This window comes from Termitidicoccus mucosus (assembly GCF_038725785.1).
In the GTDB taxonomy this organism is placed as follows: domain Bacteria; phylum Verrucomicrobiota; class Verrucomicrobiia; order Opitutales; family Opitutaceae; genus Termitidicoccus; species Termitidicoccus mucosus.
The window spans coordinates 875,786-900,270 of the sequence record NZ_CP109796.1; the positions used below are offsets into that span (position 1 = coordinate 875,786).

The following is a 24,485-nucleotide window of genomic DNA, read 5'->3' on the forward strand; positions in this document are numbered from 1 at the left end:
TACCGCCAGCTAAAATAATGTAATACTGAGGTTCGGTGTGCTATTAATTCCGCAGGATCGTGCCTGCTGAACTTTATCCGAAAATCGGATGATTTTTTGATGCCCGGACCGAAATCGACGTTCGATCGAGAACGGCTGAAACAATTTGCCAAACTGGAAAACGACAAGGAGGGGCGCGGCCTACCCCACCCACGCCCGCGCGTTGCGGAAGAGACGCATCCAAGGAGCGTCGTCGTGGGCAAACCAACTCTTCGGGCACCAACTTTGCTGCACCGTGCGGAAAACGCGCTCGGGGTGCGGCATCAGGATCGTCACGCGTCCGTCGCGGGTCGTGATCGCGGTGATGCCGTGCGGGCTGCCGTTGGGGTTGAGCGGATATTGCTCCGTGACGCGATGGCGGTTGTCCACGTAACGCGCGCTGACCAGGCCGCTGGCGGCGCTGAAGGCATCGGCGTCATCCGCCGTGGGAAATTCCGCATAGCCTTCGCCGTGGGCGACGGCAATGGGGATGACGCTGCCTTCCATGCCCTGAAAGAGGACGCTGGGACTTTTTTCGATGAGCAGCGAGCAGACCCGGGCCTCGAAGCGCTCGGATTTGTTTTGGACGAAACGGGGCCAGGCTTCGGCGCCGGGGATGATCTCGTGGAGATTGCTCATCATCTGGCAGCCGTTGCACACGCCGAGGGCAAAGGTGTCGGGGCGGGCGAAGTAGGCGGCGAATTCGTCGCGGGCGCGAGGGTTGAAAAGGATGCTCTTGGCCCAGCCTTCGCCGGCGCCGAGAACGTCGCCGTAGCTGAAGCCGCCGCAGGCGACGAGGCCGCGGAAATCGCGCAGGCTGATGCGTCCGTCGAGAATGTCGGTCATGTGGACATCGACGGCCCGGAAGCCGGCGCGGGTGAAGGCGGCGGCCATCTCGATCTGGCCGTTCACGCCTTGCTCGCGGAGGATGGCGATGGCGGGGCGGGACGCGGAGACATGGGGAAAAACGGACTTCGGCGTGGGACGATCCGAGGTGGTTTCCGGGTAGGGCGAACCCTCCGGGTGAGCCGCTGTCCCCGGCTCGGCGGGGACGCCTCGCCCTACCTGACCGGCGGCGTAGTCGAAGGTGATTTTCGGCGTGATGCCGGGATTCTCCGGGTCGAGTTTGAGCTGGTATTCGGACTCGGCGCACGCCGGGTTGTCGCGAAGGGCGGCGATGCGGCGGGTGGTGTCGCTCCAGATGGCGCGGAGGTTTTTGAGGCTGTCGTTGAAGAGGACGTGGCCGTCGCGTCCGGTTTGGCGGACGCGGAGGGCGGCGTGGTCATTCAGGGCGCCGATGCGGTGGGCGCAGGTCTTGAAGCCGTGTTCGCGAAGGAGGAGCATGACGTCGTCGAGGTCGGCGGCGCGGATCTGGACGAGGGCTCCGAGTTCCTCGGAGAAGAGGGCGGCGAGCGGGCTGGCCGCGGCGGGGAGCTGGAGGTCGAGGCCGGTGTTGCCCGCAAAGGCCATTTCGACGGCGGCGGCGAAGAGGCCGCCGTCGCTGCGGTCGTGGTAGGCGAGGAGTTTGCCCTGCTCATTCATGGCCTGGATGGCGGCCCAGAAGGCTTTCAGGTCGGCGGCGCTGTCCACGTCGGGCGGGATGTCTCCAGTTTGCGAATACACCTGCGCGAGGATGGAGCCGCCGAGCCGGTCCTTGCCGCGGCCGAGGTCGATGAGGAGCAGTTCGGTGGGACCGACGGGCCGGCCGGCGGCATCGGGATCGGAGGGGCGGAGGAGTTGCGGGGTGAGGGTTTTCCGGATGTCGGCGACGGGGGCGAAGGCGGAGACGATGAGCGAGACGGGCGCGGTGACGCGTTTGGAATGCGGAGCGCGGAATGCGGAATGCGGAATGGCCGGAACTTCGGAATGGGGAGCGGGGGTGGCGGGGTGCGCTGGTGGCGGGGTGTGTTTTAATTCCGCATTCCGCACTCCGCATTCCGCATTTTCCTCCCAGACGGTGGACATGCTCATGGAATCCTTGCCGACGGGAATGGTGATGCCGAGGGCGGGGCAGAGTTCCATGCCGACGGCGCGGACGGCGGCGTAGAGGTCGGCAGCGTCGCCGGGGTGCGCAGGGGCGGCCATCCAGTTGGCGGAGAGGTTGACGCGCCCGAGGTCGGGGATGCGGGCGGCGGCGAGGTTGGTGAGCGCCTCGCCGACGGCAAGGCGGGCGGAAGCCGCGGCGTTGTTGACGGCGACGGGGGTGCGTTCGCCCATGGACATGGCTTCGCCGGTGTAAACGTCGAAGGCGGTGGCGGTGACGGCGCAGTCGGCCACGGGGACCTGCCAGGGGCCGACCATCTGGTCGCGGGAGATGAGGCCGGTGACGGTGCGGTCGCCGATGGAGATGAGGAAGGTTTTGTCGGCGACGGCGGGATGCGCGAGGACGCGACGGGCGGCCTCGGCGAGGACGATGCCGGCGGGGTCGAGGGGCGCGAGGGGACGCGCGCGGGTGGTCTCCTGGCGATGCATGCGCGGGGGTTTGCCGAGGAGGACTTCGAGGGGCATGTCGATGGGAGTGTTCTTGAAATGCGGGTCTTCAAGGACGAGGCGTTTTTCCGCGGTGGCCCGGCCGACGATGGCATAGGGACAACGTTCGCGCGCGCAGAGTTGCCTGAAGGTCTCGATGCGATCGGCGGGAACGGCGAGGACGTAGCGCTCCTGGGATTCGTTGCACCAGATTTCGAGCGGCGACATGCCGGGCTCGTCGTTGGGGATTTTCCGGAGGTCGAAGCGTCCGCCGCGTCCGCCGTCGTTGACGAGTTCGGGGAGGGCGTTGGAAACGCCGCCGGCGCCGACGTCGTGGATGAAGCTGATGGGGTTTTCGTCGCCGAGAGCCCAGCAACGGTCGATGACTTCCTGGCAGCGGCGCTGCATTTCGGGGTTGTCGCGCTGGACGCTGGCGAAATCGAGGTCGGCCTGGCCGGAGCCGCTGGCCATGGAGCTGGCCGCGCCGCCGCCGAGGCCGATGAGCATGGCGGGGCCGCCGAGCACGATGAGGTGGTCGCCGGGGTTGATGACGCCTTTTTTGACGTGGCCGGGGGCGATATTACCGAGGCCGCCGGCGAGCATGATGGGTTTGTGGTAGCCGCGAATCTCCGATTCGTGGCAGTTTAAGTTGGAAGTTGAAGTTGAAGTGCCGGCGTCGGCGGACGCGTCTGTTTTTCTTAAACTTAAACTTTCAACTTCAACTGGCGAGGCCGCCGGCACGGCGGCCTCGTAGGTGCGGAAGTAGCCGTTGATGTTGGGGCGTCCGAATTCGTTGTTGAAGGCGGCGCCGCCGAGGGGGCCGTCGATCATGATGTCGAGGGCGCTGACGATGCGTCCGGGCTTGCCGTTGTCGGTCCGCTCCCAGGGCTGGAGCGCGCCGGGTATCCTGAGATTGGATACAGTGAAGCCGGTGAGCCCGGCCTTGGGCTTGGAGCCGCGCCCGGTGGCGCCTTCGTCGCGAATCTCGCCGCCGGAGCCGGTGGCCGCGCCGGGAAAGGGCGAGATGGCGGTGGGATGGTTGTGGGTTTCGACTTTGCAGAGGATGTGGATGTCCTGCTCGTGGGCGGCGTAGTCGCCGGTGGCGGGATCGGGATAGAAGCGTCCGCCGCGGGAACCCTCGAAAACGGCGGCGTTGTCCTTGTAGGCGGAGAGGATGCCGGCGCTGTGGAGTTCGTGGGTGTTGCGGATCATCTGGAAGAGCGAGCGGTCGCGTTTCTCGCCGTCGATTTCCCAGGTGGCGTTGAAGATCTTGTGGCGGCAGTGCTCGGAATTGGCCTGCGCGAACATCATGAGCTCGATGTCGTTGGGGTCGCGGCCAAGCGCGGTAAAGGATTTGACGAGGTAGTCGATCTCGTCGTCGGCGAGGGCAAGGCCGAGGTCGCGGTTCGCGTTGACGAGGGCGTCGCGTCCCCGGGCGAGGACGGGGACGGTGGTCATGGGGTGCGGCTGCTCGTGTCGGAAGAGGGCGGCGAGTTCGTCGGTGCCGGCGAAGACGGCCTGCGTCATGCGGTCGTGGAGGCGTGCGCGGAGGAGGTCGAGTTTGCCGGCGGGAAGGACGTGGAGCGGCGGCTGAAGGGCGGCATTGTCGATCTCGATCGTGTAGGCGATGACACGCTCGATGCGCTTGACGGTGGCGAGGCCGCAGATGTGGGCGATGTCGGTGGCCTTGCTGGACCAGGGGGAAATGGTGCCGGGACGGGGGGCGACGATGAGGGAAAGGCTGGGGATGGCGGGCGCGGCGGAAGTATTTTTTTCAGCCGTCAGGCTTTTTTCCCGGGGACCGTAGGTGAGGAGTTTTTCGAGGATGGTTTGCTGCGCGGCGGGAAGCGCGGTGGCGGCGGGGTCGGCCAGTTCGGCGATGTGGAGGAATTGCGCGGCGATGCGGACGACGGGAATGCCGGCGGCGGCGAGGTCCTGCCGAAGCTTTTGGAGGCGGAATTGGGAAAGGGCGGAGGAGCCGCGGTGGATGAGCATGATGAGGATGAAAAAGCGTTAATTAAGAAAACCGTCTTTCAAACCGCTAGCCAAAAGGCACGGTCCGCAAAACGCAGCACGAAAAGTCCCGCGTCATTTATGCGGGCGGCGCGGCGGGGTCTACTTCATTTCCCCCGTGGACGGCGCAAACAGTTGCTTCACTAATCGCTCCGCCACCTCCGAGGGATGCCTGGACATCGACGCCGGGTTGCTGTAGTCCGCGCGGGCGATTTGCTGTTCGGTGCGCGCGTCGAGCACCGTGATTTCGAGCGCGGTCATGTGGTCCTTGAAATCCCAGGTCCACGAATCCCGATACTGCACGATGAGCTGTGTGCGCACAGGCATCATGGTCAGCGGCCCGACGCCGACCTCATAACCCTGCGCGGCGAGCGTGCTGGTGATAAATCCGCCGAGGCCGCGGTTGTCGTTCATGTTGCTCTTTACCCATACGCGGCTGTAGCCGGCCAAATTCCTCCCGGGCTCGACCGATGCCTTGTAGGACGAGCACCCGGCGAGCAACACTCCTGCCAGCAGCATTGTTGTAAAAACAGCAAATCGCATGCACCCCAAAACACGGCAATCCTGCGCGTGTGCAAGCGCAATGCCGCGCATCCGGCGGAAACGCTGGCGTTTGCCCGTCCGCCGGTTGAGCATCGGATGCCATGCCGCCTCCCGATGCCCGCGCCCGATTTTTCGAACTCCTTCGCGACTCCGTCCGCGACGGCACGCTGGTCAAGCTCACCTTGGGCAGGCACCGGGGCGCCGACACTTCGTTGCGCAACATTTTCGTGCGCCCGGTTTCCCTGAAGGCCGGCCCGCGCCTCTCTTTCGTTTACCGGCACGACACCCGCGACATCACCAAAAACTTCGCCCATGACGAGGCGCTCGCCTTACTCGAAACTCTCGCCGCCGCCGATTTCCTCGACGCGCACCTCTTCACCGTCACGCAAACCGCGCAGCTTTCCCGCCCGGACCAAACAGGGGAGCCGGCGCGCATCCGTATCAAAAAATCAACTACACCGGAGGCGGCCCCGGCCGCGCTCCCGGCGCGGGATCACGACCGGGCGCGGGAGCGCGCCGTGGGCATGTCCGAGCCCTGGCTGCGCGCCCTTGGCGTCACGAACGAACGCGGGCAGCCGCGCGAGGCGATGGCGGCGAAATTCCGCCAGATCAACAAATTCACCGAACTGCTCTCGCACCTCGCCGGCGAGGCGGGCCTGTTGCCCGCGCCGGACGGGCGCGCGGCATCGCAAGGCGTCGAAGAAACAGCGGAGTCCCGGCAGCCGCCGCTGCGCGTCGCCGACATGGGCTGCGGCAAAGGCTATCTCACCTTCGCCACGGCCGCGCTGTTCGGCGGGCGCGCCCGCGTGGAGGGCATCGAGGCCCGCGCCGACCTCGTCGAGTTCTGCAACCGCGTGGCAGGCGAACAAGGCTTTGCCAACCTGTCCTTTGTCCGGGGCACGATCGCCGACGCCGCCCCCGCACAACTCGACATTCTCATCGCGCTTCACGCGTGCGACACCGCCACCGACGACGCCATCGCGAAGGGCGTCGCCGCCGGCGCCCGCCTCATCGTCGTGTCGCCCTGCTGCCACAAGGAACTGCGCCCTCAGCTTGTCGCGCCGCCGCTGCTCGCCGACGCGCTGCGCCACGGGATTTTTCAGGAACGCCAGGCCGAGTTCATCACCGACGCGCTCCGGGCGCAGCTTCTCGAATGGTCGGGTTATCGCACAAAAGTGTTTGAGTTCATCTCGACCGAGCACACTGCGAAAAACCTGATGATCGCCGCGGTCAAAATCCACGCGACGGAGCGGCGCGCGCCAGCCGTGTCCGACGAATTCGCGCGGCGCATCCGCGCCCTCGCCGCCGCCTATGGCGTGCGCAGGCAATCCCTCGCCGCGCAACTCGGGTTTGCGCTCGCCTGAGAGGCGGGGCGGAAATGCACCGGCCGCAGGGGATGCCGCCTGCTACGAGGCGGCGCGCGGCCCCGGTTCTCCTTTGCCGAGGCGCCACCAGGCGAGTCCGAGGTAGGCCACGGCAGCCGTTCCGAGGATAAGCAACTCGGAGCGGATTTCGTGCAGGCTGGCGCCAAACTGATTGATCTTCACGTAGGCGGGAAGGCCCGTGGTCGAGGGGACGAGCAGGCCGGCCCAGTGCAGGATTGAGGGAATGAGCTGGGCGGGCCAGGCATATCCGGCGAGGAAGAAAAACGGCAGCGAAGTGCAGGCGAGGACGCACATGGCGCGCTCGGGCGTCTTGAAGAAGGAACCGGCAAAGAGGCCGAGTCCCGCGACGGCAAAGATATAGACAAGCGTCAGAAAAATGAGCCCGGGAACATTGTGCCCGCGGGGATAATCCTGAAACCAGAAGGCCAGGCCGTTGAAATAAAGCGAGGTCAGGCTGCAAACCGTCACGAGCGCGAGCACGAGCCCCCAGAACTCGCCGGCGGAGAGGGCGGGCCGTCCGGCAAGCCCCTGTGCGGCATGACGCTGGCGCCGGATGGCGACGAGCATGGCCGCGCCGATGAGGAGCGTCTGGTGAATGATGATCTGCGCGGCGGCGGCGACGGCATAGCTGGCGTAGCCCTCGCGGGTGTTGTAGAGCGGACGCATGACGACCTCGACGGGCATGGCAAGATTCGCCAGCGCGGGGGCGAGCACGCCGGCCTTGTTCGCCTCCTCCCGCATGATGCGCGCGGCCGCGTCCTGCACGACCGCGGCGAGGGCGCCGAGGACGGCGGCGTTGCGCACCAGGTAGGCGTTGTTGCTGTAAAGCGCGAGCGTGCCCTTGCGCCCGCCCAGGGCGTTGCGCTGAAAATCGGCGGGGATGAGGAGGATGCCGTTGACCGCATTGCGGCGGAGCAAGGCCCGCGCCTCCGCGAAATCCGCCGGGCGGGCGGCGACCTCGATGCCGCGCACGGCGGCGGCGGCGCGGACGATGGCGCGGCTTTGCGTGGTGTTGTCGAGATCCACGATGGCGACGGGCAGGCGCATCGCGACCTGCCGGTCGTAGCCGGCCGGGTAGAAAAACGAATAGACAACCACGCCGAGCACCAGGGTGGAAACCACGGTCTTGCTCGTAAAGATGTCGCGGAAGCCGGAGCGTATGCCTTCGAGGAGTGTCATGCGCCGGCGGATTTTGAGGTTTCGCCGGGCGCGCCCGCGGGCTCCGGAGTGAGTTTCATGACCTCGCGCAGCATCCACATCCCAAGCGGCAGGAGGACGGCGCTGAAGAGCGCGAGCACGCCGAGGGCGGGCAAGGCGTCGCGGACGGAGGAATCCATCTGAAATTGCATGACATGCACGCGCATGTAGTGCGTATAGGGCAGCATGGCGCTGAGGGATTTGACGAAGAGCGAGGCGTCGGCAAAGGGGAAGACGGCGTCGCCATAGGTGAAGGCGGCGCTGGTGAGCATGACGCAGACGGCGATGGAAAAGCCGAGGTCGCCCCTGCTCGCGCCGATGATGACGGACATGAGGCAGCCGTAGGCGAAATAGAAGAGGAATTGCGCGCCGATCAGCAGCGGCAGGCTGCCATGGATGGGGAACCCGAGGGCGGCGCGCATGACGAGCAAATACAATGTGCCGTGGAAGGTGTAGATGACGGTATAAAAAATGATTTTATAAACAAGGGCTGCGAGGAGGCTGCCACCGGCGGCGTCTTTCCACTCCCGCCGGACGCCGGGTGCGATCTCGCGGCCGATGGCCAGCACCATCGTGCAACTGAATGCGATGTGCAGGAGCGCCATCATCAGGGTGGAGCCAAGCGTCCAGTCGTAGTTGCCGGTCGGGTTGAACAGGAGCGTGGCCTGCGCGCCGACCGGCGCCTCCCGCGCGGCGCGGGAATCGACCACGCGGTTGTGCCCGGGCGGCATGGGGCTGAGCGCGGCATTCAGCGAGCCGGCGACGGCTTCCATGTCGCGCGCAACGAGGTTGCCGGACGTGTAGAACTGGGCGTTGAAGAAGGCGAAAAGCGTGGCGCGCCGGCCGCGTTTCGCATCGGTATCGGCGCCGCGCGGCACATAAAGATAACCGAATATCTCCCCGGTCCGCACGAGCGCCTCGGCCTCGGCGAGGGTGGCGGGCTGCGCGATGACGCGTGCGGTGGAGGCGCCTTGCAGGGCGACGGCGAGTTTGCGGCTGAGCGCGGAATGATCGTCGTCCACAAACGCAATGGGAAGCCCGCGCGGGACGCCGCGGGCAAAAAGCACGAGGACAAAGGCCGTCAGCAGCAGCGGGATGACGCTGATGAGGGCGGCATCCCACGGGCTGCGGCGCACGAAGCCGGTTTCGCGCGCGATGGAGTTGGCGAGTCCGCTGAACACGGGGAGGCTTGTTTTTTAGACGGGATGAACAGGACTTTCAGAATCAATAAATAGTGAACAGAAGGAAACGAAGGTAAACGAAGAATACCTTTTATGATTATTGTTTTCTTGGTGCCCTTCGTTTTCTTCTGTTCAAAATGATGGTTCTTTATTTTTAGACAGAATGAACAGAATTTAATAAAATGGACGGAATGAAGGTTTCAATTTGTTCATTCTTTTTCATTCTGTTCATTCTGTCTAAATAAATGGTTCGGTTTTAATGGCCACAAAGAGGCGCAAAAAGGCACAAGATGGAGTGATTGTTTTCTATGCGTCTTTGCGGCTGTTTTATTGGTTTTGTTTTTATGTCTTTTGTCATTGCGCGGTTTGCGGCCAGTCGAAGAGCACGCTCATGCCGGGGCGGAGTTTTTTGGAGGACTCGTCCTGCTCGATGGGCCGGGCGCGGACCTCGAAGGTGCGGATGTCGTAGCCGTCGGACAAACGGGTGGCGCGCCACGTGGCGAAATCGCCCTGCGGGTTGATATAATAAATCTTGAAACTCATCTTCCGGTCGTTGAGCGCGGGCACGATGCCGGTGAGAATCTGGCCGATGGCGATGCCGTGGAACTGGTTTTCGCGCACGTTGAAGGCGATCCAGAGGTTCCCGGGATCGACTAGGGTGAAAACGGGAAACCCGGGCGGGAGGATTTCGCCGATGTTGGCGTAGCGGCGGCTGATCTGGCCGTTGGCGGGCGCGACGGCCTGCAATTCCGCCTGCAACGAGGCGACCGCGGCCACGGCGGCATTGGCGGCGGCAACCTGGGCGGCGATGGCCTCGCGATCCTCGACGCGGGTTCCGGCCAGGGCTTTTTCGTATTGCGCGAGGGCGGCCTTCGCCGACTCGGCGGTGGCAAGCGCGGAGGCCGCGGCCTCGTCGCGTTTTTGCGCCGCGATCACTCCCTCCTTGAAAAGGTTCTCGACGCGGGCGGCCGTGGTCCTGGCAACATCGGCGGCGGCCTGCTGGGCCTGCCAGACGGCAAGCGCGGTGGCGATATCCTCCTGTTGCGCGCCGGCCTGGGCCTTGGCCTGGAGGGCGCGCAGGGCGAGTTCGGCGGAGCGGGCCTCGGCGAGCTTGGAATTGAGTTCTTCGTTGGAGAGGGTGAAGAGCGGCTGGCCGGCCTTCACGGTGTCGCCCTCGGCGGCGAGAAGGATTTCGAGCCGGCCGGGCGCCTTGGCCGCGACGCGGATTTCGTCGGTGTCCACCATCGCGTGGATCTGGTCGGGCGGCGGGCGGGAGGCGAGCCACACGCCGAGGACAACGACGGCGATGATGACGGCCAGCACCAGCACCGGCAGGATGAGCCGGCTTTTCGGGGACTTTTGCGGTTGGGTGTTTTGCGTGCTCACGGTGTCAGTTTGTCTGCGCGGTTCATGTAAGTGGTGAATTGGTCCATCTGCCCGCTGACGTGGAGGAGAGTGGCAAGCTCGACGTCGAAGCGATAGGCGGCGGCGGCGCGCTCGACGAGGACATTGGTCAGGGCGACGCTGGCGTTGGTGACGTCGGTCGAGGTGCCCTGCCCTTCGCGGAAGGCGATTTCCTGCACGCGCAGGTTTTCACGGGCGCTTTCGAGGTTGGAATCGAGGAGGAGATACTGGCGCAGGGCGTTTTCGACGGCGTCGTAGGCCTGGCGCGTGCCGGTGTCCACCATCGTGCGGACGGCCTCGACGGTATTGTCGGCCTCGATGACGGCCTGCTTGGCCGCGGTGTAGCTGTGGCGGCGGTCGATTTTGTCGAAGAGCGCCCACCTCACGGCAACGGCGGCAAGCCAGTCCTGGTCGAGCGGGGTGTTGCCGTCGCGGTAGAGATTATATTGGCCGACCAAGGCGACCGAGGGCAGCCAGTTGGCGCGAGTGGCCTTGACCTCCTGTCGCGCGGCACGCTGGACGGACTGCACGGCCGCGATCTGCGGGTTGCGGTCCTGCGCGTCGTTGACGATTTTGGCGCGGTCGCCGACGGCGTCGGTAAGCACGAAGAGCGGTGTCGTGGGCATCACGACCTCGTTGGAATACAGCAGGCTGGCGAGGGCGATGCGGGCGCTTTCGAGTTCGTGCCGGGATGAATCGTGGCCGCGCCTGGCGGCATCGCAGGCAACCTGCGCCTGCAAACGCTGCGCTTTTGTGATCATGCCGCCCTGTTCGAGCTTCCTCGCGTCCTCGAGGTGTTTTTCCATGACATGAAGCAATTCGCCGCGAAGCCCGAGCACGCGCTCGGCGAGGCTCTGGCCAAAGTAGAGTTTCACCAAGTCGAGGAGGAGCGCTTCGCGGGCGGCCTCGACTTGCGCGCCGGCCTGGTCGGCGATGGCGGCGGCGGCGCGCTGGCTCGCGCGGATTTTGCCTCCCCCGTAAACCTGCCACATTCCGGTCACGATCGGACGGAATGTGCTTTGATGCATGTTGACCTCGTAGGACATTCCGGCCACGGGCAGCGGCATGCCGTTCACCGAGGCGTAGTCGATTTTGACCTGTCCGTCCCTTATCGTTTTTTCCCAATAAACATACTCGGCGTCGAGGGAGACGGACGGCGTGTTGAGCCCCTTGAGCGAATCGGCGGCGGCGCGCCTGCCGGTGTGCCGCGCCTCGGCGGCGCGGAGCGCATGCGAGGCGCGGACGAGTTGATCGCGGGCCTGCTCGAAGGTCATCTCGCCGCCGCCGAAGCGGGCTTCGGCGGATGGCAGGTCCGACGGTGCGGCACAAAGCCCCGAGGCAGAACAGGCCAAGGCTGCCGACAGGACAATCACGAGTTTTTTTGGGTTGTTCATCGTATCCACAAAGCGGGAGAGACACGGGCAGCACTCCGTGATGGGAAGTTGTTTTTCAGGTTCACTTTATTCCGGTTCGCCGGGGGTGCCGCAAGCACTAAGCAAATGCTCTTCCCGTGCCGGATATGTCCCAAGTGCTGTAATTCCATCTTTCCTCCTTCCGGCAGACGGCCTCGGATCTTTCCCATTTTTCCCCGATACCCCAAATGCGCCGGGCGGGAACGTATCCAAGCGGCCCGCCGGTTGCGCCCGGCAGGCCGTGCAAAATCAGCGGCCTTGTAATCAGCCGCAGGCTCGCCGAGAGTGCGCGCTTTTCCACACTTTCTGCACTTCTAGCACTTTTAGCACCTTCCGCATTTTCGCCACCCATGCCAGATCCATCACAGCCGTCCATCGTGCCGTTTATCACATCGACCCTGTTCTGCCTCGCCGGGGCCCTCCTGCTTTGGCGCTGGCAGCTCAGTCCGGCGGCGCGCGCGCCGCAATCACCGGCGCGGCAAAATCGTCTGGCCCGATGGTTTCTGCCGGCGCGGATTTTTCTGCTTTCGTGCGGCGCGGTGCTTTTCATGGGCCTCATTGTCCAAGGTCTGCTGGGCCGGATCATCGTCACGCTGAACGAAAATTTTTCGTTCAGCTCCGACATCGGGCTGCTCATGAAGGATGCGGTCTTCAGGCTCGGCATCCTGTTCGGGTTTTTCCTGATCGGGCGGTTGCTTCGGGTGGCCGCGGGGCTGCCGGGATTCGGAGTCCCGCGCGGCATGTCGCAGCCGACGCCGCCACTGTCCACGGCAAAGGCGGTCCTCGTCGGCGCGGGCGTGTTTTGCGTCAGCGTGCTGCTGCTCCTGCCGGTTTCCGCGGCCTGGCGCTGGCTGCTGGCGCGTTTCGGCTTCGAAACCCCGCTCCAAGGCTTGGTGGAGATCTTCCGGGCCGCGGGTTCGCCGAACGAGCTCGGGTTTCTCCTTTTTCTGGCTGTCGTGCTTGTGCCCATTTCGGAGGAGCTGGTGTTTCGCGGCGCGTTTTTTCGCTACCTCAACACCCGCGTCCCCGCCTGGTTTGCACTGCTGGTGCCGGGCGTGGTGTTCGCGTTGCTGCACCAAAACCTCGCCAGCTTCCTGCCTCTGCTCGTGCTGAGCGTTGTGTTCAGCATCGCCTACCAGCGCACCGGCAACATCGTCACGACCATGGTCGCGCACGGCCTGTTCAACCTGAACTCGGTCGCGCTGCTTTTCCTCGTTCCGCCTCCCGGAGCCTGACGCGAAAGTTTTTTGGTCGGCACCCGCGCCCGCCACTTGAAACGTGTCAGGCTTCTCACTTCGTCCGGAACCATTTCAACTTCTTCGCCGCATGTCTCCCTTCGACAAAAATAATTTCAGCGAAACGGTCGCCGCCCTCGGCGAGGAACGCCTCATCGTCGCGATCCGCCGCTGGCTCGGCGATGCCACGCCGCCCGCGCCCGCCGGCATCGGGGACGATTGCGCGGTCATCCCCGCCTCCCCACGCGCGCAGGTCGTGACTGTTGACCCCGTCATCCACGGACGCCACTTCGACGACTCCGTGCCGGCCCGTGCCGTCGGCGCCAAGCTCCTCAAGCGCAACCTCAGCGACCTCGCCTCGATGGGCGCGATGCCCCGCGCTGCGGTCGTCGCGCTCACGCTGCCGCCCCGCACGCGCATCCGGTGGCTGGAGCACTTTTATCGCGGTCTCGCCGCCTGCGCCCGCGCGCACAAGCTTCACATCGTCGGCGGCGACGTCGCCCAGGACGACCACACGCTTGCGGCCAGCCTCACCCTCATCGGGCAACCGGCCGGCGGGCGCCTGCTCACCCGCGGCGGCGCGCGCGCCGGCGACTGGATTTATGTCACCGGCACGCTCGGCGGCAGTTTGTCGGGCAAACACTGGCGCTTCACGCCGCGCCTGGCCGAAGGCGCCTGGCTCGCCGCGCAACCCGAAGTGCGCTGCATGACCGATATCAGCGACGGCATCGCCAAGGACCTGCGCCCGCTCGCCCCGTCCGGCGCCCGCCCGGCGCTGGACGCAAACACCGTCCCCGTGAGCCGCGCCGCGCGTCGCGCCGCCGCGTGTGACGGACGCACTCCGCTTGACCACGCGCTCGCCGACGGCGAGGACTACGAACTGGCGTTTGCCATCGCTCAGCGCGCCGACCGCGACGTCTTCGCCCGCCGCTGGAAAAAACGTTTCCCCCGCCTCCCGCTGACCTGCATCGGCCGCTTTGTGCCAAACCAGAAGAGCCTCCCCTCCGGTGCCATCGACCTGACCCGCCACCACGGCTACGAACACCTTCGCGCGACGAAATCCGAGACATAACCCATCGCCCATGACCGCGACCGCGGACAATTTTTTAAGGCAACTGCGCGACGGCGTCACCACGACCTCTGCCGACGAGACGCGCGCCCTCGCCGCCCGGCTCGCCCCTGCCCTGCCGCCCGACCAGACGCTCGCGCTGCACGGCAATCTCGGCGTCGGCAAAACCACCTTTGTGCAAGGCCTCGCGCGCGGTCTCGGCATCGACGCCGCGATCACCAGCCCCACCTTCAACATCTTCACGATTCACCGGGGCGGCGCGCGCACGCTTGTGCATCTCGATGCCTACCGGCTCGAAAACGACCGCCAGATCGAGTCGCTCATGCTGGAGGACTTTTTGGCCTCTCCCTGGTGTCTTGCCGTCGAATGGCCCGAAAAAATCGCCGCCTGGCTCCCTGCCGACACCTGGCACATCACCCTTGCCATCGAATCCGCAGGACGCCACCACGTACGACTTGCGCCCGAATAGCGCGAGCCCCCCCGCAAACAAGGTTACCGGCGCATCACCCTCGCGCGGGTTTCAATAAAGATATTAATTAACCAAAGCCGCTTCATCATAGATGAAAACGCTGCCCTCGTCCACCGCATGGCCGCCATGCTGACGCAGCAAACCCCGTAATCATCCCATGCACCTGCCATCTGCCTCCCTCTGCCAGACCGCCGGCATCGCGTCACTCATGCTCGGCGCCGCCGCGCTGCCCGCCGCGCCCGCGACGACGACGCCACCCAACATCATGCTCATCCTCATCGACGACCTCGGCTGGGGTGACATCGGGGTTTACGGACAAAAATTCATCGACACGCCCAATTTCGACCGGCTTGCCACCCAGGGCATGACGCTCACCCACGCTTACGCGCCCGCGCCCATTTGCTCCGCCTCGCGCGCCGCCAGCCTCACCGGACGCTCCCCCGCGCGACTGCATTTCGAATTTGTCACCAAGCCCGACGGCGCCAAACACCCCGCCGGTGTCGTGCTGAATCCGCCGCCCTATCCGCGCGATCTTCCGCTCTCCGAAATCTCGCTCGCCGAGGCGCTCGCCCCCGCCGGATATAAAACCGGCTACTATGGCAAATGGCACCTCACGCAGGAGACCGGCGGGAAATACCTCGGCCACGGCGCCAAATTCGGCCCCGCGCAGCAGGGTTTCGCCGAGACCAGCGAAGAGCGCGGCAGCCATCCCTATAATTATCCCAAGGGGAAAAAAAACCGCCCCGGCCCCGGTGCTTTCAAACCCGGAGAATTCGCCCCCGACGCGCTCACCGACCAGGCGATCGGCTTCTTGCGCCGCCACCGGGACGAGCGGTTTTTCCTCTTTCTCTCGTACTACTACGTGCATTATCCGCTGCACACCCGGTGCAAGTGGCTCCTGGACAAATACGACGCCAGGGCAAAAGAACTCGGCATCAACCTCAACGAAGCCCAGCTCACCTACGCGGCCTTTGTCGAGACGATGGATCACCTCGTCGGCCGCGCCCTCGACGCGCTCGACCAGCTCGGCCTGGCGGAAAACACCTTCGTCGTCCTCACCTCCGACAATGGCGGCGATCCGCGCGTCGCGTGGAACGGCCTGCGCGGCAGCAAATGGACGCTCTATGAAGGCGGTGTGCGCGGGCCCTTTATTGCGCGCTGGCCCGGTGTCATCAAGGCGGGCTCGTCCTCCGCCACGCCTGTCACCGCCACCGACCTCATGCCGACCTTCTGCGAGGCGGCCGGCGCCGAACCGCCGCCGGTCACGCTCGACGGCATGAGCATCCTGCCGCTCCTCGCCGGCAAGACCCAGACGCTCGCCCGCGACACGCTCACCTGGCATTTTCCCTTTTATCATCCCGATCACGTCAACACCCGCCCCTGCTCCTCGATGCGCAAAGGCGACATGAAGCTGATCTATTTCTACGAGGACGAGCGGGCCGAATTATACAATCTCGCCGAGGACCCGCAGGAATCCAGTGACCTCGCCAAAACGCAGCCCGAACTCGCGGCGAAGTTGAGGGACGAGCTTCTTTCCACCTTGAAAGCCCAAGGCGCGCGCTTCCCAACCCGCAAAGGCTGACGAGCCCCGCCGACGTGGCCGCCCACGTCGAAAACCATAAGATGCCGCGCAGCCGCGTGAGCGACTGGGAGCGCCGGCATCTTGCCGGCAGGTGGCACGGGCGACTCGCCCGTGGGTTTGGCGACGCTTCGCGTCGTCTGCCGGCTGGAAGCCGGCGCTCCCAGTCGCTCGCGCGCCGACGCTTGGCTGACACCTCTTCCGGCTGCACCCGCTCCGTCGTGTCCACCGCAAAGCCCTCGCCCTCTGCCTGAAAAATTTCATCCTTCAAACCCCGGCGGTTCGCGGATTTATATCGGTGGCTTGTGAGTCTTTCCGCCAAAGAAACCTTTGTCGCCCTGCTCGCGCTCGGCTTCGCCGTGTGCGCCGGCATCTGGATCGCGCAAGGCGAGATGCTGCTGCCGGTCGCAGTCGGCGGCGCGTTGCTCTGCGTGATCGCGGCGCGCGTGTCGCCGATCGGGTTCAATGCGCTCGTGCTCGGCTTGCTTGTCACCGGCTATGTCATCGGCAACCGCGGGTTCGCGCAACTCACCGTCTCGGGCAGCCTGCCGCTTTTCCCGGCGGAAATCGGCATGGCGGCGACGCTTTCGGTCCTGGCTTGGGCCTGCGCCAGGGAGCGCCGCCTCCCGCTGCGGCGCGACGGGCTCAACCTCGCGCTGGTCCTGTGGATGGTGCTGTGCACGGTGCGGCTCCCGTTCGACGTGCGCACCCACGGCGTGATGGCGCTGCGCGATTTCGCGATGGTTTATTACGCGCTGTTTTTCTTCGTCGCGCAGCAGGCCATGGAGGAGCCCGCGCACCGGCGCTGGCTGCGGCGCTGCCTGCTGGGAAGCACCTTGGTGATGCTGCCGCTTTACGGGGTGTTTTTGCTGCGGCGGGATTTTTTTCTGGAAACGCTGACCGTGCGCGGGCTGCCGCTGGTTTGGTTCAAGGGCGACCTGGCCGGCACCTTCATGTCCCTGGGCGCGTTGTCATGGTTTCTTGAATACGAACGCGACCGGCGGCGCTGGTGGGCGGTGCCGGTCGCCCTGGCGCTGGCCGCGGGCATGGTCGCGACGCAAAACCGCGCGGCGATGCTCGCGCTGGCCGTCGGCGCGGCCTGGCTGGCCGCGGCGGGCCGCTGGCGGTTCGCCGGCTGGCTGGCCGCCTCGGGCGCGGCGGCGGCGCTGGCGATCCTGCTTTGGGCCCAGGCGACAAACCGCCCGTGGACCCGCACGCCGCTGCACGGGGTTTACCAACGCGTGGTGTCGGTCGTGGACTGGCAGGGCAAGGGCAGCTATACGGCCGAGGGCGCGGAATCGAAGGGCGACAACAACCGTTTCCGGGCGGTCTGGTGGACGACCGTGGTCAACGAAACCATCGCGGGCGATCCATGGACAGGACTGGGTTACGGGCACGATCTGGCGGAAAATTTCCTGCGCGCCTACTATGCGGACTCGAACGACGAATTCACGACGCGCAGCCCCCACAATCTGCTCATTTCGATTTTCGCCCGCACCGGCGCGGCCGGACTGGCGGCATTCCTGCTGGTCGCGGTCTGCATGGTGCGGCGCACTTGGCGCGCGGCGCGGACATGCGCGAACTCGCGCGATGGCGCGACGCTGGCGGACGGACTGGGGCCGTGGTGCTGTGCGTGGGCCATCCTGGCCAGCGCGTGTTTCGGCGTGGTGCTCGAGGGGCCGATGGGCGCGGTCGTGTTCTGGATTCTGCTCGGCGCGGCGGCGGCATGGCGGACGGAGCCGGCCGGCGCGAAGGCGTTGCGCGAGGATTAAGGAGCGTGGTTTCCTTCTGTAAAAAACGGGCCACGCGGTCCCAGCACCATGCAAACGCCAATTATTTTCGGGTGAAAAGTCGTTTTTCCTTAATCTATTTGTAACATTTCTTGCGTTGCTTCGTTATTTCTATCTATCGCGTAGTCCACCGCAGCCATCCATCGACTCCCACCCATTCCCAATGCCAGCCAATGCCCGCAATTCACTGCTTGAATTGTTTGGCGTCCTGAAAATCAAAACCGAGGGACGCTACGATTGGCTTACCCCGATGGCGATGGGCTTTCTTTGCATCATCGGCGTGATGTTCATCTACAGCGCCCAGCTCGAACGGCACGGCAGCGCATGGAAGGCGCAGATCGTTTTTCTCGCCGTGGCGGCGGTGGTCTATGTGACCGTTTCGTTGATCGACTACCGTTTTTGGCTGGGCGTGGCCCACTGGATTTATGCACTCTGCATGGTGCCGCTGGTTATTGTTCTCATTCCCGGCGTGGGCGATTCCCAATACGGCGCGCAACGCTGGCTCGATTTCGGCGTGTTCAAGTATCAGCCCTCCGAAACCGCCAAGATCGCCGTGCTCCTCATGTCCGCGAGCATTCTGGCCCGCTCGCAGATCGGCACGGTGCGCGAATCGCTCGAGGCGCTGGCGAAATTGGCGCTTGCGGCGGGATTTCCCATCATCCTTATCCTTTGGCAGCCCGACCTGAAATCGGCCATTGTCCTGCCGCCCATGCTCTTCGCGATGCTCTACGTCTCCAAGCTCTCGCTGCGGTTTTTCGCGGTGGCGCTCGGCGCGTTCGTGCTCCTCGTGGGCATCGTCGCGTGGGATGCCGTGGGCTATGTGGGCTTCATGGAGAAAAACGGCTACTCCTACCAGAACAGCGAGGAGCGCGACCTCTACAACAAACATTCCTGGCTGCCGCTCCGCGGCTACCAGCGCAACCGCATCCTCACGTTCGCCGCGCCCGACATCATTGACAAGCGGGGCACCGAGTCGGCCTACAACCTCAACCAATCTCTCATCTCCGTCGGCTCCGGCGGACTCACCGGCAAGGGCTGGACCCAGGGCGCGCAAGCCCAGCTCGGCTACCTGCCCCCCGCCGTCTCGCACAACGATTTTATTGTCTCGGTCATCGCCGAGGAAACTGGATTTTTGGGAAGCCTCACGGTTCTCAGCCTGTTTGGAGTGGTCTTGTTCAACAGCGTTCGCATCGCCGGTCTCGCACGGGACCGGTTCGGCACACTGATCTGCATCGGTGTGACGATGATTTTCATGGTGCACGTGTTTGTGAACATAGCCATGTCGATCGGGCTTGTGCCCATCACGGGCATACCGCTTCCCTTTATTAGCTACGGAGGCTCCTTTGTGCTCAGTTGCTGCTTGCTGCAAGGACTGGTCCAGAGCGTCTATCGCTTCAGGAAGGATTTTTCATGATCCCCATGAGACATCCTCAACGCGATACGGACCGCTCTGCCGGGATTTCCTGCGCCGCACCTGCCGCACGTCGGGCCGCCGCCCAAACACAACACACACACCATGAGTGTCACATCCCAACCCGCACCCGAAAATGGCAACGACAAACCTGAGCAGGACGATCCCATCCAGCGCTATGACGAGGAACTCACCAATCCTCCCCCGCAAACCGAAGCCGAGCCCGTCGATTCCGCCGAGCTGAAAGCCGGAGCCCGCGAGCGCGCCAAACAGCGCCCGCTCCTCCAAAAAATCCTCTCCGTGTTCCAGAAGGAAAAAACCACCTTCCGCGAACTCATCATCAACTCCGAGCCCCTCGAAAAACGCGTCGCCCTCCTCGTTGACGGCACCCTCGAAAAATTCGAGATCGAGCGCGAGTCCGACAACCGCATGGTCGGCGGCATCTACAAGGGCCGCATCAAGAATCTCGACCCCGGCCTCAAGGCCGCGTTCGTCGACATCGGCTACAGCAAAAACGCCTTCCTCCATTACTGGGACATGCTCCCCGCCGCCGCCGACTCGTCCGTCGAGGTCGTCCGCGTGAACAAAAAGAAAAACGCCGCCCCGCGCCCCGCCGAGCCCACGGTCAAGGACATCCCCGGCATGTATCCGCCCGGCAGCGAAATCGTCATCCAGGTGACCAAGGGCCCCATCGGCACCAAAGGCCCGCGCACCACGACCAACCTCGCCATCCCCGGACGCTACCTCGTCCTCATGCCCTACTCCGACCAGTGCGGCATTTCCCGGAAAATCGAGGACCCGCGCGAACGCCAGCGCCTCAAGCACCTCATCAACCGGCTCACCATCCCCGAAGGCATGAGCGTGATCGTGCGCACCGCCGGCGAGGGCAAAAAGGAACGCTACTTTGTCCGCGACCTGCACCTCCTGCTCAAGACCTGGGCCAACATCCAGTCCCGCATGCAGACGGAAAAATCCCCCGCCTGCCTCTACCAGGAGCCCGACCTCGTCGAGCGCACCGTGCGCGACTTCCTCACCGAGGAGGTGGACCGCGTGCTCATCGACAACCCCGAGGACCACGAGCGCACCCAGAACCTCGTCGCCCAGATCAGCAAGCGCTCCCGCTCGAAAATCGCGTTCTACAAGGACAACATCCCGATCTTCGAGCGCTTCAACATCGAGCGCCAGATCGAGCAGACCTTCCAGCGCAAGGTTCCGCTCCCCAGCGGCGGCGAGATCGTGATCGACGAGACCGAGGCGCTCATCGCCATCGACGTCAACACCGGCTCCCACAAAAACCGCGGCGGCGACGAGAAAAACACCATCTACGCCGTGAACCTCGAGGCCGCGCAGGAGATCGCCCGCCAGATCCGCCTCCGCAACCTCGGCGGCCTCATCATCATCGACTTCATCGACATGAAGGAGCGCCGCCACCGCAACGCCGTTTACGAAAAAATGGTCGCGGCCATGGCCGAGGACAAGGCGAAGAACCACATCCTTCCCATCTCGCAGCTCGGCATCATGCAAATGACGCGCCAGCGCCAGCAGGAGTCGCTCGCGAGCAACCTCTACACCGACTGCCCCTACTGCCGCGGACGCGGCATTGTGAAGTCGGCCACGACGATGTCGGTTGAGCTTCAGCGCAAACTCAGCTCCGTGGTCCGCCGCCTCCAGTCGCGCAACGACGGCAAGACGTATTCGCTCCGCGTGCTTGTGCACCCCAGCATCCTCGAACGCCTCCGCAGTGAGGACGCCGAGCTGCTCGTGCGCATGGAAAAGCTCTTCGGCGTGAAACTGGCCTTCCGCGCCGACCTGAACTACCACGTGGAAAACTTCAAGATCGTGAACGCAAACACGAACGAGGAATACCGGTAACCAGTAACAGTCCTCCTTTTGCTTCCAACCGCCGGGCCGTCCACGCCCGGCGGTTTTTTGCATGGTCCCTCATGCGGCGATCAATTTCGTCCAGAGTCGAAATGTGAAGTCCTTGGCTTGGATCACGTTGTCACCCCGCCATCTTGATGAGATCGAAAACCAGTTTTGCGAAAATGGCGGCTTTCTTCGGGTCAGAGAGAAGTTGTAGCTTCTGGTTTTCGTGGGCGGCGCTGCTGTCGAGAATCGCATCGTCCACCGCCTTCGGGAAATCGCCCAGCATGGCCTGCTCGTCGCTGTTGTTGGCGAGCTGACTCATGACCTTTTCGTTTTCCCGGACCTTGTCACGGACGGTGTAGGCGTAGTTCACCAAGTCCTGCTCGGTCAGGTTGTCGGTGAGGAAGAGTTCGTTGAGGCGCGCGATGATCTGCGAAAGAAGCTCCTCCTTGCGATCTCTCGCCTTGGCCGAGCCTACTCCTTCGCCCGGCTTCAGGCCATAGGGAGCTTGTTCCTCCTCCAGCATCAGGTCCTGCTGCTTGATCTTGGACAGGCGGTAGTGGCTCAGGACGACGTGGTTTAGGTCCACGTCGTCGTCATCGACGGCTTGCTCACGGAGCAGGGGGGCGAGGTTGCGGGCGTAGAGGCTGAGCTTTTCCAGGTTCGCGTCGTCATAGTCCACGATCTGCGACATGAACTCGTAGAAACGCACGAAGGTGCCGAGGTCCTTCTTAAAGATCTCCAGCGCGTCTTTCTCCTTCTTCGCGTCCTTGTGGTTCTTTTCCGCGTTGGCCCGCAGCACGGCGTCGCCGGTCTTTTTGACGCGCTCCAGCAGGTCGCGAGTCTGCTGCCAGGCGAGCACGGCGGCCTTGTAGCGGATTTGCCAGCGCTGCACCGCCGGTTTGCAGATGTTGGCGAGCGCGGCGTTGCTTTTGCTCTTCTGGAAAAACGCGGTGCAGAACTGCTCGACTTCCGGCCACTGGAAAATGCCCGCCGCGCGCAGCTTTTCGTTGAGGTCGAAAATCAGGTTGGGATCGGAAACGTCATCGAGCTTCGCGGTCTGGTAGTAGGGCAGGAAGGCGTTGAGGATGTCTTCCGGCTCGTTGAAGAAATCCAGGACGAAGGTGCCGGTCGCGGCCTTGCCGGGATAGACGCGATTGAGGCGCGAGAGGGTCTGCACGCACTCCACGCCGCCGAGTTTTTTGTCCACATACATGGCGCAGAGCTTGGGCTGGTCGAAGCCGGTCTGAAATTTGTTGGCCACGATCAACACCTGATAGTCGGGCGAGTCGAAGGCCTTGCGCATGTCGCGGCCTTTGAGGCCGGGGTTCATGCTGATCTCGGTGAACTTGGTGCCGAGCAGGCCGGCCGGGTTGGGGTCTTTCTCGGTGAACTCCACCTCGCCGGAGAAAGCCACCATGCCGTAGATCTTGGCGTAGCCTTTCTCGGCGATGTATCTGTCGAAGCTCAGCTTGTAGCGCACCGCCTCCTTGCGGGAGCTGGTGACGACCATTGCCTTGGCGTGACCGCCGAGCAGGCCCATGACGCGGGTTTTGAAATGCTCAATGATGACCTGCACTTTTTGCGCGATGTTGTAGTCGTGCAGGCGCACCCACTGGTTGAGTTTCACCTGGGCCTTACGGCTTTCGACCGTCTCCTCGGTCTGCTGGATCTTGAGCGCGAGTTGGTAGGCGACTTTGTAATTCGTGTAGTTTTTCAGCACGTCGAGGATGAAGCCCTCCTCGATTGCCTGCCGCATGCTGTAAACGTGGAAGGCTTCGGGCTTGTTTTGTTTGGACGGCGCTTCGCCGGGATTGGGCAAACGCCCGAACAGCTCCAGCGTCTTGGTCTTGGGTGTGGCGGTGAAGGCGAAGAAGCTCAGGTTGGAATTGGCCCGGCGCGAGGCCACCGCGGCGGCGATCATGTCATCGGCTGAGAGTTCCTTTTCCTCGTCGTCGCCGCCCTCGATCATGAGCACTTCCTTCAACTGCCGCGCGGTCGAGCCGCTTTGCGAGGAGTGGGCCTCGTCGGCGATGATGGCGTAGCGGCGCTCCTTCAGGCTCACGCTGTTTTCGATGGCGCGGAGCACGAAGGGGAAGGTCTGGAGGGTGACGATGATGATGGGCTGCGCGCCCTCCAGCGCCGTCGCGAGTTTCTCGGATTTTGAGCCCTCGCCCTCCTCGCGGTTGATGCGGCCGACCACACCGTCGGTGTGCTCGAACTGGTAGATCGTTTCCTGGAGCTGGTCGTCGAGCACGGTGCGGTCGGTGACGACGATGACGGAGTGAAACTGCTTTTCGCCCTTGGCGGTGTAGAGCGAGGAGAGCCGGTGGGCGGTCCAGGCGATGGAGTTGGATTTGCCCGAGCCGGCGCTGTGCTGGATGAGGTATTTGTGGCCGGGGCCCTCGGCGCGCGAAGTCGCGAGCAGTTTTTGCACGACATCCCACTGGTGGTAACGCGGGAAGATCATCGCCTCCTGCTTATACTTCCGGCCGTCCCAATCCTCCTTCTCCTTGATTTCGAGGTGAACGAAACGCGCGAGAATATTGAGCAGGTTGTCGGGCAACAGCACTTCGTTCCACAGGTAGTCGGTGGCGTAGCGGTTGACGTCTTTCGGCACGTCGTTGCCCGCGCCGCCGTCCCTGGTGCCGCGGTTGAAGGGCAGGAACACCGTGGCGTCGCCCGCGAGGCGGGTGGTCATGGCAACCTCGTATTGGCTGACCGCGAAGTGGACGAGCGCGCCGCGTTTGAAGGTGAGGAGCGGCTCGGGTTTTTTCGTGACCGGGTCCACCGGCAGGCGGGTGGCCTTGTATTGTTTGATCGCGCGGTCGGCGGCCTGCTTGAACTCGGATTTCAGCTCCAGCGTGGCGACGGGCAGGCCGTTGACGAAGAGCACGAGGTCGATGCGCCAGGCCTTGGCCTTGATGCCGGTGGCGGCGAGCTCGGCCTCGGTCGCCCAAGGGCTGTAAACCAGCTCGGGCACGAGGCGTAGGCGGTTTTTGCCGTAACGGGCGAGCGTGTCGGGGTTGAGATCGTGCTCGGGCCTGAACTGGCAGAGCGAGAAACGGGTGCCGCGGTCGCGCAGCTCGTGGCGCAGCACGCCGAGCGTGCCGAAGGTGCGCATGGTCTGGTCGGCCGCGTTGGGGTCGGCCTTGTCGAGCTGGGCGGCGACGCGTTCGAGGAACTTTTGCTCGGGGTTGGCCGGATAGAGCGCGCAGAATTTTTGCCACTGCTCGGGCTGGGTGTCCTTCACGAAACCGGTCACGTCCTCCGGATAGAGTGCGAGGGCGCGGTCGTAATTCTCCGCCGCGCCGCGCTTCCAGCCGGCGGCGAGCATCTGGGCGATGACGTCGTTTTGAAAGGCGAGTTCCTTGGTCGGGTCGGTCATGGAGAAGTGCTAAAAGGATTCTTCGGATCGGTGAAAAAATGAGATATTGACTGGAA

General features: G+C 64.1%; 15 protein-coding genes. 8 read left to right on the top strand and 7 right to left on the bottom strand.

Going from position 1 to position 24,485, the window contains the following annotated elements; all coding sequences use genetic code 11:
- Positions 1-180 precede the first annotated feature (180 nt).
- Both purL and OH491_RS03070 read right to left on the bottom strand, forming a co-directional pair.
- Entirely contained in the window at positions 181-4,482 is a 4,302-nt protein-coding gene (gene purL, locus OH491_RS03065; RefSeq protein ID WP_068769380.1) for a phosphoribosylformylglycinamidine synthase, read from the bottom strand.
- A gap of 120 nt (positions 4,483-4,602) precedes the next feature.
- Complete coding sequence (locus OH491_RS03070; RefSeq protein WP_145928638.1) at positions 4,603-5,019, bottom strand: hypothetical protein; 417 nt, start codon at positions 5,017-5,019, stop codon at positions 4,603-4,605.
- A 125-nt stretch (positions 5,020-5,144) separates the two neighbouring features.
- Between OH491_RS03070 and OH491_RS03075 the strand changes: the two genes are divergently transcribed.
- Positions 5,145-6,407, top strand: a complete 1,263-nt coding sequence (locus tag OH491_RS03075; RefSeq protein WP_068769378.1) for a class I SAM-dependent methyltransferase — start codon at positions 5,145-5,147, stop codon at positions 6,405-6,407.
- 42 nt (positions 6,408-6,449) lie between these two features.
- Here OH491_RS03075 and OH491_RS03080 read toward each other — a convergent pair whose 3' ends face one another.
- From OH491_RS03080 to OH491_RS03095, 4 genes are all read right to left on the bottom strand, one after another.
- Entirely contained in the window at positions 6,450-7,607 is a 1,158-nt protein-coding gene (locus OH491_RS03080) for an ABC transporter permease (protein WP_068769377.1), read from the bottom strand.
- A complete protein-coding gene (locus OH491_RS03085) occupies positions 7,604-8,806 on the bottom strand; it encodes an ABC transporter permease (RefSeq protein ID WP_068769376.1) in 1,203 nt (400 codons plus the stop codon). The genes OH491_RS03080 and OH491_RS03085 overlap by 4 nt, the downstream gene beginning before the upstream one ends.
- A gap of 354 nt (positions 8,807-9,160) precedes the next feature.
- Entirely contained in the window at positions 9,161-10,192 is a 1,032-nt protein-coding gene (locus tag OH491_RS03090) for an HlyD family secretion protein (RefSeq protein ID WP_334319146.1), read from the bottom strand.
- Positions 10,189-11,604, bottom strand: a complete 1,416-nt coding sequence (locus OH491_RS03095) for a TolC family protein (RefSeq protein WP_068769375.1) — start codon at positions 11,602-11,604, stop codon at positions 10,189-10,191. The genes OH491_RS03090 and OH491_RS03095 overlap by 4 nt, the downstream gene beginning before the upstream one ends.
- Before the next feature lie 368 nt (positions 11,605-11,972).
- Between OH491_RS03095 and OH491_RS03100 the strand changes: the two genes are divergently transcribed.
- The 7 genes from OH491_RS03100 to OH491_RS03130 all read left to right on the top strand — a co-directional run bounded on the left by OH491_RS03100 (position 11,973) and on the right by OH491_RS03130 (position 21,047).
- A complete protein-coding gene (locus OH491_RS03100; RefSeq protein WP_334319145.1) occupies positions 11,973-12,857 on the top strand; it encodes a CPBP family intramembrane glutamic endopeptidase in 885 nt (294 codons plus the stop codon).
- Between the two features lie 91 nt (positions 12,858-12,948).
- Positions 12,949-13,929 (top strand): thiamine-phosphate kinase, encoded by a 981-nt coding sequence (locus OH491_RS03105; protein ID WP_068769373.1) that lies wholly within the window; start codon positions 12,949-12,951, stop codon positions 13,927-13,929.
- A gap of 10 nt (positions 13,930-13,939) precedes the next feature.
- On the top strand, positions 13,940-14,395 hold the full coding sequence (gene tsaE / locus OH491_RS03110; RefSeq protein ID WP_068769372.1) for a tRNA (adenosine(37)-N6)-threonylcarbamoyltransferase complex ATPase subunit type 1 TsaE: 456 nt from the start codon (positions 13,940-13,942) through the stop codon (positions 14,393-14,395).
- A gap of 157 nt (positions 14,396-14,552) precedes the next feature.
- On the top strand, positions 14,553-15,977 hold the full coding sequence (locus OH491_RS03115) for a sulfatase (RefSeq protein WP_084441950.1): 1,425 nt from the start codon (positions 14,553-14,555) through the stop codon (positions 15,975-15,977).
- 302 nt (positions 15,978-16,279) lie between these two features.
- Positions 16,280-17,746, top strand: a complete 1,467-nt coding sequence (locus tag OH491_RS03120) for an O-antigen ligase family protein (RefSeq protein WP_068769371.1) — start codon at positions 16,280-16,282, stop codon at positions 17,744-17,746.
- A gap of 181 nt (positions 17,747-17,927) precedes the next feature.
- Entirely contained in the window at positions 17,928-19,178 is a 1,251-nt protein-coding gene (locus tag OH491_RS03125) for an FtsW/RodA/SpoVE family cell cycle protein (RefSeq protein WP_068769370.1), read from the top strand.
- Between the two features lie 102 nt (positions 19,179-19,280).
- The gene (locus OH491_RS03130) at positions 19,281-21,047 is read left to right on the top strand and encodes an Rne/Rng family ribonuclease (RefSeq protein WP_068769369.1); all 1,767 of its coding nucleotides are present in this window, start codon (positions 19,281-19,283) and stop codon (positions 21,045-21,047) included.
- Positions 21,048-21,177: 130 nt separating this feature from the next.
- On the opposite strand, the gene OH491_RS03135 is transcribed toward OH491_RS03130, so the two are convergent.
- Positions 21,178-24,429, bottom strand: coding sequence for a type I restriction endonuclease subunit R (locus OH491_RS03135; protein WP_068769368.1), 3,252 nt, complete (start codon positions 24,427-24,429; stop codon positions 21,178-21,180).
- Between the last annotated feature and the right edge of the window lie 56 nt (positions 24,430-24,485).